Below are 17,094 nucleotides of genomic sequence, written 5' to 3' on the forward strand. Positions count from 1 at the left end.
ATGGCGCGCGCTCCCTTCGACGAGTGGGTCCTCCCCTTCGTCCGCTACCGCTCGACGGCGGGCGACCTCGCGAACGCGGGCATCGTCCTCCTGCTCGGCGCCGTCGCCTCCTGGGCGGGCGTCGTTCCCGACGGCGACGGCGGCCGCCCGCTCGGCCAGCCCTGGATGCCGTGGGTGCTCGCCGTCGCGTGCCTCGTCCCGCTCCTGCTCAAGCGGCGTCTGCCGACGGTCTCTGTCGCCACGGCGGGCGCGATCCTCGTCGTCAGCGTGCACCTCGTGTCGGGCTCGATCGCCTTCGTGCCGACCGTCGCCATGTTCGACGCGCTCTACGCGGCCGCGCTCCTGCTCGATGCGCGTCGCATGCGCGTCGTCCTCGCGATCGCCGTCGCCGTCCTCGCCGCGCTGGCGATCGCCGCGCCGATCGAGGGCCTCGTCGCGGTCATCCTCACCTACGGCGCGCTGCTCGGCCTCCCGATCGCGTGGGGCACATCGGTGCGCCAGCGCGACGCGCTGGTCCGCCTCGACCGCGAGCGCGCCGACGCCGTCGCCCACGCCGCCGAGCTCGACCGGACCGCGGCCGTGCGCGCCGAGCGCGCCCGACTCGCGGCCGCGCTGCATGACGAGATCGCCGCGCGCCTCAGCGCGATCTCGCTCCAGACGAGCGCGCTCGGCGCGCGGGGAGGCCTCGACGCGCGCACCGGGGCATCCGTCGACGCGGTGCGCACCGCGAGCCGCGAGGCGCTCGCCGAGCTCCGTGCGCTGATCTCCCTGCTCGCCGCCGATCGCGAGGAACCGGCGCTGCCGCCCGCCGACGACCCCGTGAGCGCCCTTCAGCGCACCGCCGACGCCTTCGGCGTCGCGCTCCGCGTCGCCTCCGACCGCCCGCCGCTCGCGCCCGACGTCTCGGCCGCGCTCGCGCAGATCGGGCGAGAGGCGATCGTCAACGCCGCTCGCCATGCGCCGGGCGCTGCCGTCGACGCGTCGCTGCACGCAGACGGGTCCGTCGCCGTGCTGGAGATCGACAACCCTCTCGTCGGCGCGCCGTCGACGGTTGCTCGCGGACTCGGGCTCGACCTGATGGAGAGGCGCTGGTCGGCGATCGGCGCGCGCGGCTCGGCCGGCCCCGTCGACGCGCGCTGGCGGGTGCGGGTGGAGGCGCCGCTGTCGACGACAGCCGGGACGACGGGGGCGCCCGCATGACCATCCGCGTCCTCGTCGCCGACGATCATGCAGCGGTGCGCGCCGGCATCGCGGCCGTCCTGTCCGCCGCCTCCGACATCGAGGTCGTCGGCGAGGCCGCCGACGGTCAGGTGGCCATCCGGCAGGCTGCGGCGCTCGAGCCCGACGTCGTGCTGATGGACGTGCGGATGCCGCGCGTCGACGGCATCGAGGCGACCGCCGCCCTGACCGCACGCGGGTTCCCCGTGCTCGTGCTCACGACGTTCGCGGTGGACGCCTACGTCGACGGCGCCCTCGCGGCAGGCGCCTCCGGCTACCTTCTGAAGACCGCGGAGGCGGACGAGATCATCGCGGGCGTCCGCCGCGTGGCGGCCGGCGAGGGCGTCCTCGCGCCCGAGGTGACGCTGCGGGTCATCCGGAGCGTCGGACGCGCACCGGAGCGGCCAGAGCCTCCCGCAGCGCTCGACCTGCTCACGCCGCGCGAGCGCGAGGTGCTCGTCGGGCTCGGCGCCGGCCGGTCCAACGCCGAGATCGCGCGCGAGCTCCACGTATCGGAGACGACCGTCAAGAGCCATGTCTCGCACGTGCTCGCAAAGCTGGGCGTCGCGAGCCGGATGGCCGCGGCCGTGATCGCGCGCGACGCCGGGCTCGCGTAGCGATCGCCTCAGAAGCCGAGGCGCCTCAGCTGCTTGGGGTCGCGCTGCCACTCCTTCGCGACGCGCACGTGAAGCGAGAGGAACACCCGCGTGCCGAGCAGCGGCTCGAGCTGCGCTCGCGCCCGCGAGCCCACCTCCTTGAGGCGCGTGCCCTTCCGGCCGATGATGATGGCCTTCTGACTGTCTCGCTCGACCACGAGGTCGGCCCAGACGTCGGTCAGCTCGGGATTGTCCTCCCGCGGCGCGATGTCCGAGATCGTGACGGCGATCGAATGCGGCAGCTCGTCGCGCACGCCCTCGAGCGCGGCCTCGCGGATGATCTCGGCGACGCGGTCCTCGGTCGACTCGTCGGTGACGACGCCGTCGGGATAGAGCGCAGGGCCCTCGGGCATGAGGGCGAGCAGCTCATCCGTCAGCACGTCGAGGCGCTCTCCGGTGATCGACGACAGCGGGATGACCGCGGCCCAGTCCTCGCGGAGGGCGTCGACCTCGAGGAGGCGCTCCATGATCTGCTCGTGCGACGACGCGTCGGTCTTCGTGACGATGGCGACCTTCTTCGCGCGAGGATAGCCGTCGAGCGATTCGGCGATCCGGCGGTCGCCCGGTCCGACCTTCTCCTGCGCGGGCACGCAGAAGGCGATGACGTCGACGTCGCCGAGCACCGATTCGACGAGGTCGTTCAGACGCTGGCCGAGGAGCGTGCGCGGGCGGTGGATGCCCGGCGTGTCGACCACGATGAGCTGACCGCCGGGGCGGTTCAGGATGCCGCGGATGGCACGGCGCGTGGTCTGCGGCTTCTCGCTCGTGATCGCGACCTTCTCGCCGACGAGCGCGTTCATGAGCGTCGACTTGCCCACGTTCGGCCGGCCGACGAAGGTCACGAACCCGCTCCGGCTCGTGTGCTCCGGGGAATCAGTCATGGGGTTCGTCCTTCCTCGCGGCGTCGTCCGAGCGGCCGCCGTTCCTCTTCGCCGCGGACTTCCGGCCGCCGCTCTTCTTCGCCGGCTCGCGCACGGTCGGCACCTCCACCGTCACCGGCAGCGCGAGCTCGCCCGTGCGCGGGTGACGGCCGCGCACCTCGTCGACGGCGCGCAGAGCAGAGCTCCGGTCGACGAACACGGTCGCGATCCCCCGTCCGCGGCCGCGCGAGGTGCCGCCGGTGAGGATGAGGCCCTCGACCTCGGCCATGTCGCCCGGCTGCGGCACGCGGCCGATGTGCTTGCCGAGGAGCCCGCCGATCGAGTCGACGTCATCGTCCTCGAGCTCGATGCCGAACAGCTCCCCCACCTCGTCGAGCCCGAGGCTCGCGCTCACCCGGAAGGTGCCATCCGGGAGATCGACGATCTCCTTCGACGGCTGGTCGTACTCGTCCGAGATGTCGCCGACGAGCTCCTCGATGAGGTCCTCGAGGGTCACGAGGCCTGCGACGCCGCCGTACTCGTCGACGACGATGCAGACGTGCACGGCGTCGCGCTTCATCTGCTGCAGGAGCGTCTCGGCGCGCATCTGCTCCGGGACGAACACGGCAGGCCGCGCGAGGGCCCGGGCGGTCGTGCCCTCGTGCCACGCGGCGCCCTCGCGGAACGCATGCAGGACGAGGTCCTTCAGATACAGGACCCCGACGACGTCGTCGATCTCCCCGTCGACCACCGGCAGGCGCGACATGCCGCGCTGGAGGAAGATCGTCATGGCCTCGCGTGCGGTGGCGTCGGCCTCGACCGTGACCATCTCGGTGCGCGGCACCATGACGACGCGCACGACCTGGTCGGTGAAGTCGAACACCGAGTGGATGAGGTCGCGATCGTCGGCCTCGATGAGGTCGTTCGACGCGGCTTCGTCGACCATGCTCAGCAGCTGGTCCTCCGACTCGAAGCTGCGCCGGCCGCCGCCCGGCGTGATCGCGTTGCCGACCACGACGAGCGCCTTCACGAGGGGCCCGAGCACGATGCGCACACCACGCACGAGCGGTGCGAACCAGGACAGCAGCGCCTCCGCATGCCGGCGCCCCGCGGAGCGCGGACTCGAGGCGACCGCGACGAACGAGAAGCCCGTCATGACGACGACCGTCGCGAGCACGGCCCACCAGACGCTGTCGAACAGCAGGATGAACGCGACCGTCGCGAACACGGCGGCGCCGGTCTCCGCGAGCACCCTCAGGAAGCCGATCGCGTTCGCGTGGCTGTCGGGATCGTCGGCGATGTGGGCGAGCGACCGCGCGTTGCGGCCCTCGGTCGCGAGGTCGACGAGGTCGGCCCGCGAGCTGACCGACAGCGCGGCGTCCAGTGCGGACATGAGGCCCCCGACCGCGACGAGCACGACGGCCCCGATCAGCAGCAGCGTCTCGATCATGTGCGCGGGCGTCTGCGTTCCTCGGCGGCGAAGCTCGCGATGAGCCGATCCTGGAGCCCGAACATGACGCGGTGCTCCTCCGGCTCGGCGTGGTCGTACCCGAGCAGGTGGAGCAGCCCGTGGGTCGTGAGCAGGATGAGCTCGTCCATGAGCGAGTGGCCGGCCTTCTCGGCCTGGCCTTCCGCGACCTGCGGGCACAGCACGATGTCGCCCAGGAGTCCCGCGGGCGTCGGCATGTCGTCGGTGCCCGGTCGCAGCTCGTCCATCGGGAAGCTCAGGACGTCGGTCGGGCCGGGCTCGTCCATCCATTGCACGTGCAGCGCCTCCATAGCGCCCTCGTCGACGAGGACGATCGCGACCTCGGCGTCGGGGCTGACGTGCAGCTGCGCGAGGTTGTGCTGCGTCAGACGCAGCAGGACGCTCTCGTCGACCGCGATGGCGGACTCGTTGTTGATGTCGATCATCGGATCCCCCGCTTCGGCTTGCGGTCGCGCGGACCGCCCGTGCGCGACGCACCGCGCCGCTCGGCGCGGTTCGCGAACTCGCGCGCCTCGTCCAGCTCTGCTCGGTGCGCGGCGCGCTTCTCGTCGTACTCGCTGTAGGCGTCGACGATGCGGCCCACGAGCGTGTGGCGCACGACGTCATCGCTCGAGAGCCGTGCGAAGTGGATGTCGTCGACGCCGTCGAGGATGCGCGTGACGAGCCGCAGTCCCGACGTCCCACCCGGCAGGTCGACCTGCGTGATGTCGCCCGTGACGACCATCCGGGTGCCGAACCCGAGGCGCGTGAGGAACATCTTCATCTGCTCGGGCGTCGTGTTCTGGGCCTCGTCGAGGACGACGAACGAGTCGTTGAGCGTGCGCCCGCGCATGTACGCGAGCGGCGCGACCTCGATCGTCCCGCTCGCCATGAGCTTCGGCACGAGCTCGGGGTCCATCATCTCGTTGAGCGCGTCGTACAGCGGCCGGAGGTACGGATCGATCTTGTCGGTCAGCGTTCCCGGCAGGAAGCCGAGCCGCTCCCCTGCCTCGACCGCGGGGCGCGTGAGGATGATGCGGTTCACCTCGCGGCGCTGCAGGGCCTGCACGGCCTTCGCCATCGCGAGGTAGGTCTTCCCCGTGCCCGCAGGGCCGATGCCGAAGACGATCGTGTTCTCGTCGATCGCGTCGACGTACTTCTTCTGGCCGAGGGTCTTCGGGCGGATGACCTTGCCGCGGGTCGACAGGATCGCCTCGCCGAGCACCTCGCTCGGGCGCGGCCCACCCTGCTCGAGGATGCGGTTCGACGTCGCGATGTCGGCGGGGCCGAGGTCGTGCCCCTCGCGCGTGAGCTGCAGCAGCTCGTCGACGAGGGCGCGCGCGGCGCGCACGGCGGAGGCCGACCCGCGCAGGGTGATCTCGTTGCCGCGCACGAGGACGTCGACGGCGGGGTGCTCGCGCTCGACCATGCGCAGGAGGCGGTCCTGCGGTCCGAGGAGCTGCACCATCGCGACGCCGTCGGCGTGGATGGTCTGGGTGACGACGTCGTCGTCCGGCTGGGCGGCGCCCATGGGGTCAGTGGCCAACGAGGCTCTTCTCCTGGAGTTCTCCGGCGAGCACGTGCGCGTGCACGTGGAACACGGTCTGGCCCGCGTCTGCGCCGGTGTTGAAGATCAGACGGAACTGCCCGCCGGCGTGGTCCTCGGCGACCGCCTTCGCGGTCTGGACCATCTCGGCGAGGAGCGAGGGGTCGCCCGCCGCGAGTTCGACGACGTCGCGGTACTCCTGCGTCTTCGGGATGACGAGGAGGTGGACGGGCGCCTGCGGACTGATGTCCTGCAGCACGAACACGCGCTCGGTCTCGGCGACGATGGTTCCCGGGATCTCGCCCTGCAGGATGCGCGTGAAGATCGACGGCTCGCTCATGCCGTCGAGTCTATCCACCGCGGTCACCAGCGCCCGAGCTTCGCGTTGAGGACGGCGAGGGCCGCCGGGCCCGCGGTCGAGGTCCTCAGGATGGTGTCGCCGAGGCGCACGCGCTCGGCGCCGGCGGCCGCGAGGCGCTCCAGCTCGTCGGGCGCGATGCCGCCCTCGGGGCCGACGACGAGGACGAGATCGCGGGCGTCGTCGACGTCGATCGAGGTCAGGGCGGCCGGCGCGCTGGGGTCGAGCACGAGCACGCGCGCCGACGCCGCGCGCTCTGCGACCTGCGCGGTCGTCGCGATCGGCGAGACCTCCGCGATCCACGCCCGGTGCGCCTGCTTCGCGGCCTCGCGGACGATCGAGGCCCAGCGGGCGCGGCCCTTCTCCGCCTTCGGCCCCTGCCAGCGCGAGACGCTGCGCGCCGCCTGCCACGGCACGACCTCGTCGATGCCGAGCTCGGTCGCCGCCTGCACCGCGAGTTCGTCGCGGTCGCCCTTCGCGAGCGCCTGCACGAGCACGAGCCGCGGGGACTGGGGCGGCAGATCCTGGCGCGAGGCGATCCGCACGACGACGCGCTGCGGCGAGACGCTCTCGCACGTGCCCGCGAGCCACGCGCCGCGGCCATCCGTGACCGTGACCTCCTCGCCGACGCGCACGCGGCGCACGGATGCGGCGTGGTGCGCCTCCGCACCCGTGAGATCGAGCTCGCCGCCGGGCGAGACCGCCCCCGCGCGCTCGTCGTGGAAGTGCAGCGCCATGGGCCCTAGCCGCGGAACCGGTCGCGGAGCTTCGAGAACAGCCCCTGGTGGAACTCGGCCAGGCGCGGCGCGGGCGCCTTCGTGCGCCGCGCGAGCTCCTCGAGGAGCTGACGCGTGCGGTGATCGACCTTCGTCGGCGTGACGACCTGGACGCCCACGCGCAGGTCGCCGCGACGCGAGGTGCGCAGCCCGGTGATCCCGCGCTCCTTGATCGTCAGCACCTCGCCCGACTGGATGCCAGGGCGCACCTCGACCTCGACCTCGCCGTCGAGCCCGGCGATGGTCGTCGTCGTGCCGAGGATGGCGTCGGTCATCGACACCTCGAGGGTCGCGAGCAGGTCGTCGCCGTCGCGGCTGAACACCCGGTGCGGGGCGACCGTGACCTCGACGTACAGGTCGCCGTTCGGGCCGCCGGCGGGGCCCACCTCGCCCGAGCCCGGCAGCTGCAGACGCAGGCCCGTCTCGACGCCCGCGGGGATGTCGAGCGACACGGTGCGGCGCGAGCGCACGCGGCCCTGGCCGCCGCAGGTCGCGCACGGGTGCGGGATGACGGTGCCGTAGCCCTGGCACGCGCCGCAGGGCTGCGACGTCACCATGTTGCCGAGAAGGCTGCGCACCTGGCGCTGCACGTGGCCCGTGCCGCCGCAGATGTCGCACGTCGCGGGGCTCGTCCCCGGCTGGCAGCAGGACCCCTGGCAGGTCTCGCAGACCACAGCGGTGTCGACCTCGATGTCGCGGTGCGTGCCGAACACGACATCGCCGAGCTCGAGCGTCACGCGGACGAGCGCGTCCTGTCCGCGCTCTCGGCGCGAGCGCGGCCGACCGCCGCGACCGCCGCCCGAGGCGCCGAAGAACGTCTCGAAGATGTCGCCGAATCCGCCGAAGCCCGCGCCGCCGAACGGCGACTCGTCGCCGCCCATGTCGTAGCGGCGGCGCTGCTCGGGGTCGCTGAGCACGTCGTACGCGTGCGTGACCGACTTGAACTCCTCCGCGGCCTCGGGCGCGGGGTTCACATCCGGGTGCAGGCGACGCGCGAGCTTGCGGTACGCCTTCTTGATGTCCTCCTGCGACGCGTCCTTCGACACGCCGAGGGTCTCGTAGTGATCAGCCACATCAGCCTTCCTGCGGGCGTCGTGCGCCCGTGCTCCGATCCGTCGGGCGACGCGTCAGCGTCGGCCCTCGTCCTCGTCCAGCAGCCTCGTCAGGTAGCGGGCGACCGCCCGCGCCGCGGCGAGGTTGCGGGGATAGTCCATGCGCGTGGGCCCCATGATGCCGATGCGCGCCGCGCCGACGGCCGAGTCGTACTCGCTCGCGACGATCGACGCCTCGGAGAGCCCGAAGGCCGCGTTCTCGCGGCCGATGCTCGCCGAGAGACCCTGCTCGTCGGCGACCATCTCGCTCATGAGCCGCAGCAGCGTCACCTGCTCCTCGATCGCCTCGAGGAGCGGATGGATGCTGCCGCGGAAGTCCTGCTCGCGCTTCGCGAGGGTCGCCGAGCCCGCCAGCACGAGGCGGTTCTGGCGGAACTCGTCGAGCTCCTCGGCTGCCGCCTGCGCGATCCTGTGCAGCGCGCGATCGACGGCGCTGACGGGAGCGGCAGCGAGCTCGGCGCCCCGCTGCAGCTGCTCGGCGGCGTCGGCCACGGAGCGGCCGGCGAGGAGAGGCACGAGGCGCGCGGCGACCCGCTCGATCGACTCCGCGTCGAGCTCGTCGGCGAGGCCCGTGATGCGCTGCGACACGCGGCCGGTGTCGGTGACGATGATGACGAGCACGCGGCGGCCGTCGAGCGGCACGAGCTGCACGTGCGTCACGCTCGCCCGGGCGAAGGACGGGTACTGCACGAGCGCGACCTGTCCGGTGAGCTGCGTGAGCAGACGGACGGTGCGCGCGAGGAGGTCGTCGAGGTCGGCCGGATCGCCCAGGAACGACGCGATCGCCGACCGCTGGGCCGACGACAGCGGGCGCAGCTCGGCGAGGTGGTCGACGAAGACGCGGTAGCCCTTGTCCGTCGGGACGCGGCCCGACGACGTATGCGGCTGGGCGATCAGCTCCTCGTCCTCGAGGAGCGCCATGTCGTTGCGGATGGTCGCCGCCGAGACGCCGAAGGAGTGCCGCTCGACGATGGAGCGGCTGCCGACCGGCTCGTGCGTGTCGACGTAGTCCTGCACGATGGCCCGGAGCACCTGCAGTCCGCGGTCGCTGACCATGTGCGCGCTCCTCTCCTGGCACTCGATGTCTCGGAGTGCCAGTCTACCGACCCGGGGCCGGGAACGGCATGAGCGCCGGCCGCCTGCGCGGCTCGGCCTACCTCAGTCCGTGAGTGCCCGCACCACGGCGTCCGCGAGAAGGCGGCCGCGGAGGGTGAGCACGATCCGCCCGCGGAGCGCCGCGCCCGGCTCGATGAGGCCGTCGGCGATGAGGCCGGCCACCGCGCGCCGCGCGTCATCCGGCAGCGCATCGATCGCGAGCCCCTCGCGGATGCGGCTGTGCAGCAGCACGCGCTCGAGCTGCTGCGCGGCTGCGTCGGGGCGCTCCCGACCGGCGGCCGGCGACTCCCCCGCGGCGAGCCGCTGCGCGTACGCGGCGGGATGCTTGACGTTCCACCAGCGCAGACCCGCGACGTGGCTGTGCGCACCCGGACCGAAGCCCCACCAGTCGGCGCCGCGCCAGTACGCGAGGTTGTGGCGCGAGCGACGGCCGTCGCCGCGCGCCCAGTTCGACACCTCGTACCACGCGAAGCCCGCGTCGGCGAGCATGCTGTCGGCGAGCTCGTACATGTCGGCCTGGAGGTCGTCGTCGGGCGCGGGCACCTCGCCGCGGCGGATCTGCCGCGCGAGCTTCGTCCCGTCCTCGATGATGAGCGCGTAGGCCGAGATGTGGTCGGGTTCGAGCGCGAGCGCGGCCTCGAGCGACGCGCGCCAGTCGTCGATCGACTCGCCGGGGGCGCCGTAGATGAGGTCGACGCTCACGTCGAGCCCGACCGAGCGCCCTGCCTCGACCGCCGTCCGCACGTTCGACGGCGTGTGCGTGCGATCGAGCGCCGCGAGCACGTGCGGCACGGCCGACTGCATGCCCACCGACATGCGGGTGACCCCCGCCCGCGCGAGCTCCTCCGCGACCGCGGGAGTCACCGTGTCGGGGTTCGCCTCGACGGTGGTCTCCGCGCCGTCCGCGATGCCGAACGCGCCGCGGACCCCCTCGAGCATGCGCGCGAGGTCGCCGGCGGGCAGCAGCGTCGGCGTGCCTCCGCCGAAGAACACCGTCTGCGCGGGACGCAGCGCGCCCGCCTCGGCGAGCACGTCGCGCGCGAGCGCGACCTCGCGCAGGAGGACGTCGGCGTACTCGTCCTGTCGGGCCCCGCGCAGCTCATCGGAGGTGTAGGTGTTGAAGTCGCAGTACCCGCAGCGCACCCGGCAGAACGGCACGTGCAGGTAGACGCCGAGATCCGTCGCCGGATCGATCGGGAGATCGCGCGGAAGGCGGCCGTCGGCGGGAGCGGGATTGCCGACGGGGAGGGCGCCGGCCATCAGGAGCCGGTGTGGAACAGCGGCGAGATCGCGCGGAGGTACCCCGCGAAGAGCGCCTTGCGACGACGGCGCACGAGCGTCTTGAACAGGCGGTTCCAGAAGGTCATGGGGCGGTCGAACGCGCGCACCTCGAACCACACCTCGTCGTTCTCGCGCCACTCGATCATGAACGACTCCTCGCCGCTCACGACCGAGTTGCCGACGGTGCCGAGCGCGAAGCCCACGCGACGCGCCTCCTCGATCACGAAGATGACCCGCAGCTCGGCGTCAGCCCGCGAGCCGCCCACCTTGCCGTGCACGGTGACGGTCGTGCCCGCCCCGACGTACGGCGTTCCGTCCGCGTCGAACCGCTGGTCCGCATCCGATCGGCTCGGCGCGACGGCGTTGCCCGCCTCGTCGAAGCTGACGCCCGTGTAGGTGGGGCCGGGAGCGGGCCGGACGTCGCTCAGCGTGAGCCCCGCGCCCTTCAGCGCGCCCCACGACAGAAGGGCGTCGACCGCGGTGCGGAAGCGCTCCTCGCCGCTGCCGATCCGCCAGGCGGACGCCGCGGGAATGCTGTGCTCCGGCGGGTACTGGAGCAGGTCAGGAGCCTGCGTCGCCCCGACAGCGGCATAGTCGACCGTCTCGTCTCGGAAGGTCTCCCGGCGCATGGTTTCCACCCTAACCGCAGCCCCTGGCTACTTCCCGGCCTTCGACTCGACGTCTCCGGAGAGCGCGGCGATGAAGGCCTCCTGGGGCACCTCGACCCGGCCGACCATCTTCATGCGCTTCTTGCCCTCCTTCTGCTTCTCGAGCAGCTTCCGCTTGCGCGAGATGTCGCCGCCGTAGCACTTCGCGAGGACGTCCTTGCGCATCGCGCGGATGTTCTCGCGCGCGATCACGCGCGCGCCGATGGCGGCCTGGATGGGCACCTCGAACTGCTGGCGCGGGATGAGCTTGCGCAGGCGCTCGGTCATCGTCGTGCCGTAGGAGTAGGCCTTCTCGCGGTGGACGATCGCGCTGAACGCGTCCACGCGCTCGCCCTGGAGCAGGATGTCGACCTTCACGAGGTCGGCCTCCTGCTGGCCCTCGGGCTCGTAGTCGAAGCTCGCGTAGCCCTGCGTGCGGCTCTTGAGCTGGTCGAAGAAGTCGAACACGATCTCGCCGAGCGGCATCGTGTACTTCAGCTCGACGCGCTCCTCGGAGAGGTAGTCCATGCCGAGCATCGTGCCGCGGCGCTGCTGGCACAGCTCCATCACGGTGCCGACGTACTCCTTGGGCGCGAGGATCGAGGCCTTGACGATCGGCTCGGACACCGCCCCGATCTTGCCGTCGGGGTACTCGCTGGGGTTCGTGACGACGATCTTCTCGCCGGTCTCGGTCGTGACCTCGTAGACGACGCTGGGCGCCGTCGTGATGAGGTCGAGCCCGAACTCGCGCGAGAGCCGCTCGGTGACGATCTCGAGGTGCAGGAGCCCCAGGAAGCCGCACCGGAAGCCGAAGCCCAGGGCGACGGATGTCTCGGGCTCGTACGCGAGCGAGGCATCCGAGAGCTTGAGCTTGTCGAGCGCCTCGCGGAGGTCGGGGTAGTCGCTCGCGTCGATCGGGTAGAGCCCCGAGAACACCATCGGCTTCGGGTCGGTGTAGCCGGGGAGCGGCTCGGTCGCGGGCGTGCGCTGGTTGGTCACCGTGTCGCCGACCTTCGACTGGCGGACGTCCTTCACGCCGGTGATGAGGTACCCGACCTCGCCGACGGAGAGGCCCTTCGAGGGCGTCGGCTCGGGGCTGGAGACGCCGATCTCGAGGAGCTCGTGCGTCGCGCGCGTCGACATCATCTGGATGCGCTCGCGCGGAGAGAGGCGCCCGTCGACCATCCGCACGTAGGTGACGACGCCGCGGTAGGCGTCGTAGACCGAGTCGAAGATCATCGCGCGGGCGGGTGCATCGGCGTCGCCCCGGGGTGCCGGGATCTCGGCGACGAGGCGGTCCAGCAGCTCCTCCACGCCCTGACCGGTCTTGCCCGACACGCGCAGGACATCGGCCGGGTCGCCGCCGATGAGGTCTGCGAGCTCCTTGGCGAAGCGGTCGGGGTCGGCCGCGGGGAGATCGATCTTGTTGAGCACGGGGATGATCGTGAGGTCGTTCTCGAGCGCGAGGTAGAGGTTCGCGAGCGTCTGCGCCTCGATCCCCTGGGCGGCGTCGACGAGCAGCACGGCGCCCTCGCACGCCGCGAGCGAGCGCGAGACCTCGTAGGTGAAGTCGACGTGCCCCGGCGTGTCGATCATGTTCAGCGCATAGGTGTCGCCCTCGAGCTGCCACGGAAGACGCACCGCCTGGCTCTTGACGGTGATGCCGCGCTCGCGCTCGATGTCCATCCGGTCGAGGTACTGCGCGCGCATGTCGCGGTCGGACACGACGCCGGTGAGCTGCAGCATGCGGTCGGCGAGCGTCGACTTGCCGTGATCGATGTGAGCGATGATGCAGAAGTTGCGGATGCGCTCAGGCGGTGTCGCGGCAGGCGGGAGCGGAGTCGTGGCACGAGGGGACATATCCGTCTGATTCTACGGGCCGCGCGCCGTCGCGCGTGCCCGGGTCGCCGCGCGACGCGCCGCCGCTTCCGCGCGAGATCCCGGTAACCGGCCGTTCATGCGACGACGATTGCCTGACATCCTCCCGTGCGGCGACCGCCGCGCCCTCCTGCACATCCGAAGGAGACCATCGTGCAGCAGTCCTCTCCCCCGCGCGGCACCCGGCGCCTGTGCGCCGCGGCAGCGACCGCATCGGTCGCGGCCGCGCTGCTCGCTCCCGTCGCGGCTCATGCCGCCGTCTCTCCCGGCGACGGCGTCCTCATCAACGAGGTGTACGGCGGCGGCGGCAACAGCGGCGCCGCATTCAGCCGGGACTTCGTCGAGATCGTGAACACGACCGACGCCCCGCAGAGCCTCGCCGGCTGGAGCGTCCAGTACGCCTCGGCGACGGGCGCGACGTGGCAGGTCACGCCGCTCGGCGATGTCGTGCTGCCGCCCGACGAGACGCTCGTGGTCGGGCAGGCCTACGGCTCGAACACCGCCCTCCCGGACGTGGAGGCGGATGTCGACGGCGGCATCGCGATGAGCGGATCCCAGGGCAAGGTGGCGCTCGTCTCGCAGGTGACGCCGCTGTCGGGCGCGACCGGCCTCGCGACGGCGGCGCCCGTCGTGGACTACGTGGGCTGGGGCGGCGCGACCGACTTCGCCGCCTCCGCAGCGCCCGCCACGACGAACGCGACGGCGATCGCCCGCACGGGAGGCGCGAACACGGCCGACAACGGCGCGGACTTCGTCACGGGTGCGCCCACGCCCGAGCCGCTCGGCGGCGACACGACGCCCACTCCCACGCCCACTCCGACGCCCGGGGAGCCCGTCGAGATCGCGGAGATCCAGGGCACCGGCGACGCCTCGCCCCTCGTCGGCCAGACGGTGACGACGACGGGCGTCGTCACGGCCCACTACCCGACGGGCGGGTTCGACGGATACGTCCTCCAGACCCCCGGCACCGGCGGCGAGCTCGACCCGGCCGCGCATGTCGCGTCGGACGCGATCTTCATCTACTCGGCCGCCACCGTGGGCGCGGTCGCGATCGGCGACACCGTGCGGGTCACCGGCGAGGTCAAGGAGCACTACGGCCTGACCGAGCTCGTCGTCGGCGCGGGAGGCGCCGAGATCGTCGCCGACGCCGCGCCGGTCGAGCCCGCCGTCGTGGGCTGGCCCGCGACCGACGCGGAGCGCGAGCGCCTGGAGTCGATGCTCGTCGCGCCCGCCGGCGAGTTCACCGTCTCCGACACCTACGCGACGAACACGTTCGGGGAGGTCGTGCTCGCCGCGGGCCCGGATCCCCTGCGCCAGCCGACCGACGTCGCGCGCCCCGGCTCGCCCGAGGCAGAGGCCGTCGCGGCCGACAACGCCGCGCGGCGCGTCGCCCTCGACGATGGATCGACCGCGAGCTTCTCGCGCAACCGCGACCTCACGCCCGCGTACATCTCGCTCGTCGAGCCCATCCGGGTCGGTGCGTCCGTCACGTTCGCGGAGCCCCACATCGTCGACTTCCGCAACGACGCGTGGAAGCTGAACCCCACGGAGCCGATCGTCGCCGACGGATCGGGTGTCGACGGCGTCGTGTTCGAGAACACCCGGACCGCGGCCCCCGAGGCGGTGGGCGGCGACGTGTCGGTGGCCTCGTTCAACGTTTTGAACTACTTCACGACGCTCGGGATCGAGGACCCGGCCTGCGTGCCGTACCGCGACCGCGCGGGCGACGGCGTCACGGTCGACGAGGGCTGCGATCAGCGCGGCGCGTGGGACGCGGAGGACTTCGGCCGCCAGGAGGCCCGCATCGTCGCCGCGATCGAAGGGCTCGACGCGAGCGTCGTCGGGCTCATGGAGATCGAGAACTCCGCGCGTCTGGGCGAGCCCGCCGATGAGGCGCTCGCCACGCTCGTCGCTGCGCTGAACGACGCCGCGGGCACCGAGAAGTGGGCGTTCGTGCCCTCGCCCGCGAACCTGCCCGACGCGAGCGAGCAGGACGTGATCACGTCGGCGATCATCTACCAGCCTGCCCTCGTCTCCCCGGTCGGCGCCTCCGCCGCGCTCGACACGAGCGACGACGAGGTCGACGCGTTCCAGAACGCGCGCGAGCCCATCGCGCAGACCTTCGCTCCGGCCGCGGGCGGCGAGCCCTTCACGGTCGTCGTGAACCACTTCAAGTCGAAGGGGTCTGCAGGGCCGTGGCCGGGGGACGCGGACCAGGGCGACGGACAGGGCGCATCCACGCAGTCGCGCGTCTATCAGGCGCAGGCCCTCGCGGACTGGATGGCCGGCGACCCGACGGGAACGGGCGCCGAGGCCGCGCTGCTCGTGGGCGACTTCAACTCCTACACGCAGGAGGACCCGATGCAGGTGCTCTACGAGGCGGGCTACGTCGACGCCGAGAGCGCGTTCGGGTCGACCGAGAGCAGCTACGTGTACCAGGCGCTCTCGGGCTCCCTGGACCATGTGCTCCTCAACCCGGCGGCCGCCGAGCTCGCGACCGGTGCGGACATCTGGTCGATCAACAGCGGCGAGGCCGTCGCGCTCGAGTACAGCCGCTACAACAGCCACGGCACGCTCTTCTACGCGCCCGACGCCTACCGCTCGAGCGACCACGACCCGATCATCGTCGGGCTCGATGCCGTGGCCGACGCCCCCGCGGCGGAGACCGTCACGACGCTGCGCACGACGCCTCCCGGCCAGGCGAAGAAGGGCGCGCCGAACCTGCTCACCGCCACCGTCCGGACGGTCGACGGCGCTGCGGCGACCGGCGAGGTCGAGTTCCTCATCGACGGCGCTTCCGTGGGTGCGGCTGTGCTCGACGGCGGCTCTGCCGTGCTCGAGGTGCCCGCCGACCTGGCCCGCGGCAACCACCGCGTCGTCGCCGTCTTCGCGCCGGATTCCGCGAGCATGCTTCCCTCGGAGAGCGGGGAGCGCACGCTCGTCCTGCGCTGACGCGACTGCGCAGGATGGCCAGGAGGGGCGGACCGTGGTCCGCCCCTGCTTGGCATTCTGCCCATCGTCCAGAAATCCCGACGCAACTTCCGCCAAGACCAGCACAGATCGATAACGCTTTTCGGCACGGTGCGCCCGGGATGGTCGACTTGAGTCAACCGGGGGTAGAGTCGACGCTCAACGTGTGCGATGACCGCGCCAGAAGCGCGCGATCGCAGTCCGAAGAAGGAAATCCACGACCTTGATCCGATACCTGCTCCGCCGCATCCTGGGGTGGCTGCTCATCATCGCCGTGGCGACGAACCTGACGTACTTCCTCGCGTGGCTCTACCTCGACCCGCGCAGCAACTACGTCGGCCGCCGCCCGCCGCTGTCCGAGCAGCAGATCGTCGCCCTGCTCGAGCCGCGCAACCTCAGCGACACCGTCCCGCTCGTCGAGAGGTGGTGGACCTGGCTCTCCGCGATCATCACGCGCTGGGACTGGGGCGTGAGCCCGACGGGCGGCTCGGTGAACGAGCAGGTCGCGTATCGGATGTGGATCTCCGCGGAGCTCGTGCTCGGTGCGACGATCCTCACCGCGGTCGTCGGCATCGCGATCGGCGTCTACACGGCATCCCGGCAGTACAAACTCGCGGACCGGATCGGCCAGGCGACGTCGATCATCACGATGAACATCCCCGTGGTCGTCGCGGCGCTCGGCATCGTGCTCCTCGCGATCTCGATCAACCAGGCCGTCGGCACGCGCGTGTTCTATGTCACCGGCTCGGCGAGCCTCGGCGTCGAGGGCTTCTTCCCGATGCTCGTCGACGTCGTCCAGCACCTCACGCTGCCGACCCTCGGCCTCGTGCTGACCGGCTACGCGGGCTACCACTTCCTGCAGCGCTCCCTGCTGCTCGACAACATCAGCGCCGACTACGTCCGCACGGCGCGCGCGAAGGGCCTGACGAAGTCGCAGGCCATCCGCCGGCACGCGCTGCGGACGTCGCTCATCCCCGTGACGACGCAGGTCGCGTTCAACATCCCCGCCGCCTTCACGGGCGCGATCCTCACCGAGACGATCTTCGGCTGGAGCGGCATGGGGCAGTACTTCTCCCAGACGATCGCGACGAACGACATCCACGGGACCGTGGCGACGGCCGCGTTCGGCGCCTTCATGACCTTCATCGGCGCGATGCTCGCGGATGTCGCGGTCGTCGCCCTCGACCCTCGAGTGCGGGTGAGCTGAC

The 17,094-nt window shown here is 71.9% G+C and carries 15 protein-coding genes; 4 read left to right on the forward strand and 11 right to left on the reverse strand.

The genetic code is table 11. The features are described from left to right. Positions 1-1,200 carry a sensor histidine kinase gene (locus PKE79_RS01545; RefSeq protein WP_271171898.1) on the forward strand — a complete coding sequence of 400 codons (1,200 nt, stop codon included), beginning with the start codon at positions 1-3 and terminating at the stop codon, positions 1,198-1,200. Continuing rightward, entirely contained in the window at positions 1,197-1,835 is a 639-nt protein-coding gene (locus PKE79_RS01550; protein WP_271171899.1) for a response regulator, read from the forward strand. Before PKE79_RS01545 ends, PKE79_RS01550 begins: the two co-directional genes overlap by 4 nt. A gap of 8 nt (positions 1,836-1,843) precedes the next feature. Here PKE79_RS01550 and era read toward each other — a convergent pair whose 3' ends face one another. The 11 genes from era to lepA all read right to left on the reverse strand — a co-directional run bounded on the left by era (position 1,844) and on the right by lepA (position 12,898). Further along, complete coding sequence (era, locus tag PKE79_RS01555; protein ID WP_271171900.1) at positions 1,844-2,755, reverse strand: GTPase Era; 912 nt, start codon at positions 2,753-2,755, stop codon at positions 1,844-1,846. Then, a complete protein-coding gene (locus PKE79_RS01560; RefSeq protein ID WP_271171901.1) occupies positions 2,748-4,184 on the reverse strand; it encodes a hemolysin family protein in 1,437 nt (478 codons plus the stop codon). The genes era and PKE79_RS01560 overlap by 8 nt, the downstream gene beginning before the upstream one ends. Next, the gene (gene ybeY / locus PKE79_RS01565; protein WP_271171902.1) at positions 4,181-4,648 is read right to left on the reverse strand and encodes an rRNA maturation RNase YbeY; all 468 of its coding nucleotides are present in this window, start codon (positions 4,646-4,648) and stop codon (positions 4,181-4,183) included. Before ybeY ends, PKE79_RS01560 begins: the two co-directional genes overlap by 4 nt. Then, complete coding sequence (locus PKE79_RS01570; protein WP_271172182.1) at positions 4,645-5,733, reverse strand: PhoH family protein; 1,089 nt, start codon at positions 5,731-5,733, stop codon at positions 4,645-4,647. The genes ybeY and PKE79_RS01570 overlap by 4 nt, the downstream gene beginning before the upstream one ends. Positions 5,734-5,737: 4 nt before the next feature. Next, positions 5,738-6,088, reverse strand: a complete 351-nt coding sequence (locus PKE79_RS01575; RefSeq protein ID WP_271171903.1) for an HIT domain-containing protein — start codon at positions 6,086-6,088, stop codon at positions 5,738-5,740. Between the two features lie 23 nt (positions 6,089-6,111). Next, positions 6,112-6,843 (reverse strand): 16S rRNA (uracil(1498)-N(3))-methyltransferase, encoded by a 732-nt coding sequence (locus tag PKE79_RS01580; protein WP_271171904.1) that lies wholly within the window; start codon positions 6,841-6,843, stop codon positions 6,112-6,114. A 5-nt stretch (positions 6,844-6,848) separates the two neighbouring features. Then, the gene (gene dnaJ / locus PKE79_RS01585) at positions 6,849-7,955 is read right to left on the reverse strand and encodes a molecular chaperone DnaJ (RefSeq protein WP_271171905.1); all 1,107 of its coding nucleotides are present in this window, start codon (positions 7,953-7,955) and stop codon (positions 6,849-6,851) included. Positions 7,956-8,009: 54 nt separating this feature from the next. Next, positions 8,010-9,050, reverse strand: coding sequence for a heat-inducible transcriptional repressor HrcA (gene hrcA / locus PKE79_RS01590; RefSeq protein ID WP_271171906.1), 1,041 nt, complete (start codon positions 9,048-9,050; stop codon positions 8,010-8,012). Between the two features lie 102 nt (positions 9,051-9,152). Then, positions 9,153-10,370, reverse strand: a complete 1,218-nt coding sequence (gene hemW, locus PKE79_RS01595) for a radical SAM family heme chaperone HemW (protein WP_271171907.1) — start codon at positions 10,368-10,370, stop codon at positions 9,153-9,155. Next, positions 10,370-11,020 (reverse strand): DUF1990 domain-containing protein, encoded by a 651-nt coding sequence (locus PKE79_RS01600; RefSeq protein ID WP_271171908.1) that lies wholly within the window; start codon positions 11,018-11,020, stop codon positions 10,370-10,372. The genes hemW and PKE79_RS01600 overlap by 1 nt, the downstream gene beginning before the upstream one ends. A 27-nt stretch (positions 11,021-11,047) precedes the next feature. After that, a complete protein-coding gene (gene lepA / locus PKE79_RS01605; protein WP_271171909.1) occupies positions 11,048-12,898 on the reverse strand; it encodes a translation elongation factor 4 in 1,851 nt (616 codons plus the stop codon). 171 nt (positions 12,899-13,069) lie between these two features. Here lepA and PKE79_RS01610 point away from each other — a divergent pair, with 171 nt between their 5' ends. Next, the gene (locus PKE79_RS01610) at positions 13,070-15,868 is read left to right on the forward strand and encodes an ExeM/NucH family extracellular endonuclease (RefSeq protein ID WP_271171910.1); all 2,799 of its coding nucleotides are present in this window, start codon (positions 13,070-13,072) and stop codon (positions 15,866-15,868) included. A 241-nt stretch (positions 15,869-16,109) separates the two neighbouring features. Beyond that, the gene (locus PKE79_RS01615; protein ID WP_271171911.1) at positions 16,110-17,093 is read left to right on the forward strand and encodes an ABC transporter permease; all 984 of its coding nucleotides are present in this window, start codon (positions 16,110-16,112) and stop codon (positions 17,091-17,093) included. Position 17,094 lies beyond the last annotated feature (1 nt).

The organism is Microbacterium barkeri (genome assembly GCF_027921765.1).
Lineage (GTDB): Bacteria > Actinomycetota > Actinomycetes > Actinomycetales > Microbacteriaceae > Microbacterium > Microbacterium barkeri.

Excerpts from the sequence above, each read along its gene's own strand:
- PKE79_RS01545 (WP_271171898.1), top strand. The coding sequence starts at position 1 with ATGGCGCGCGCTCCCTTCGACGAGTGGGTCCTCCCCTTCGTCCGCTAC.
- PKE79_RS01550 (WP_271171899.1), top strand. The coding sequence starts at position 1,197 with ATGACCATCCGCGTCCTCGTCGCCGACGATCATGCAGCGGTGCGCGCC.
- era (WP_271171900.1), bottom strand. The coding sequence starts at position 2,755 with ATGACTGATTCCCCGGAGCACACGAGCCGGAGCGGGTTCGTGACCTTC.
- PKE79_RS01560 (WP_271171901.1), bottom strand. The coding sequence starts at position 4,184 with ATGATCGAGACGCTGCTGCTGATCGGGGCCGTCGTGCTCGTCGCGGTC.
- ybeY (WP_271171902.1), bottom strand. The coding sequence starts at position 4,648 with ATGATCGACATCAACAACGAGTCCGCCATCGCGGTCGACGAGAGCGTC.
- PKE79_RS01570 (WP_271172182.1), bottom strand. The coding sequence starts at position 5,733 with ATGGGCGCCGCCCAGCCGGACGACGACGTCGTCACCCAGACCATCCAC.
- PKE79_RS01575 (WP_271171903.1), bottom strand. The coding sequence starts at position 6,088 with ATGAGCGAGCCGTCGATCTTCACGCGCATCCTGCAGGGCGAGATCCCG.
- PKE79_RS01580 (WP_271171904.1), bottom strand. The coding sequence starts at position 6,843 with ATGGCGCTGCACTTCCACGACGAGCGCGCGGGGGCGGTCTCGCCCGGC.
- hrcA (WP_271171906.1), bottom strand. The coding sequence starts at position 9,050 with ATGGTCAGCGACCGCGGACTGCAGGTGCTCCGGGCCATCGTGCAGGAC.
- hemW (WP_271171907.1), bottom strand. The coding sequence starts at position 10,370 with ATGGCCGGCGCCCTCCCCGTCGGCAATCCCGCTCCCGCCGACGGCCGC.
- PKE79_RS01600 (WP_271171908.1), bottom strand. The coding sequence starts at position 11,020 with ATGCGCCGGGAGACCTTCCGAGACGAGACGGTCGACTATGCCGCTGTC.
- lepA (WP_271171909.1), bottom strand. The coding sequence starts at position 12,898 with ATGTCCCCTCGTGCCACGACTCCGCTCCCGCCTGCCGCGACACCGCCT.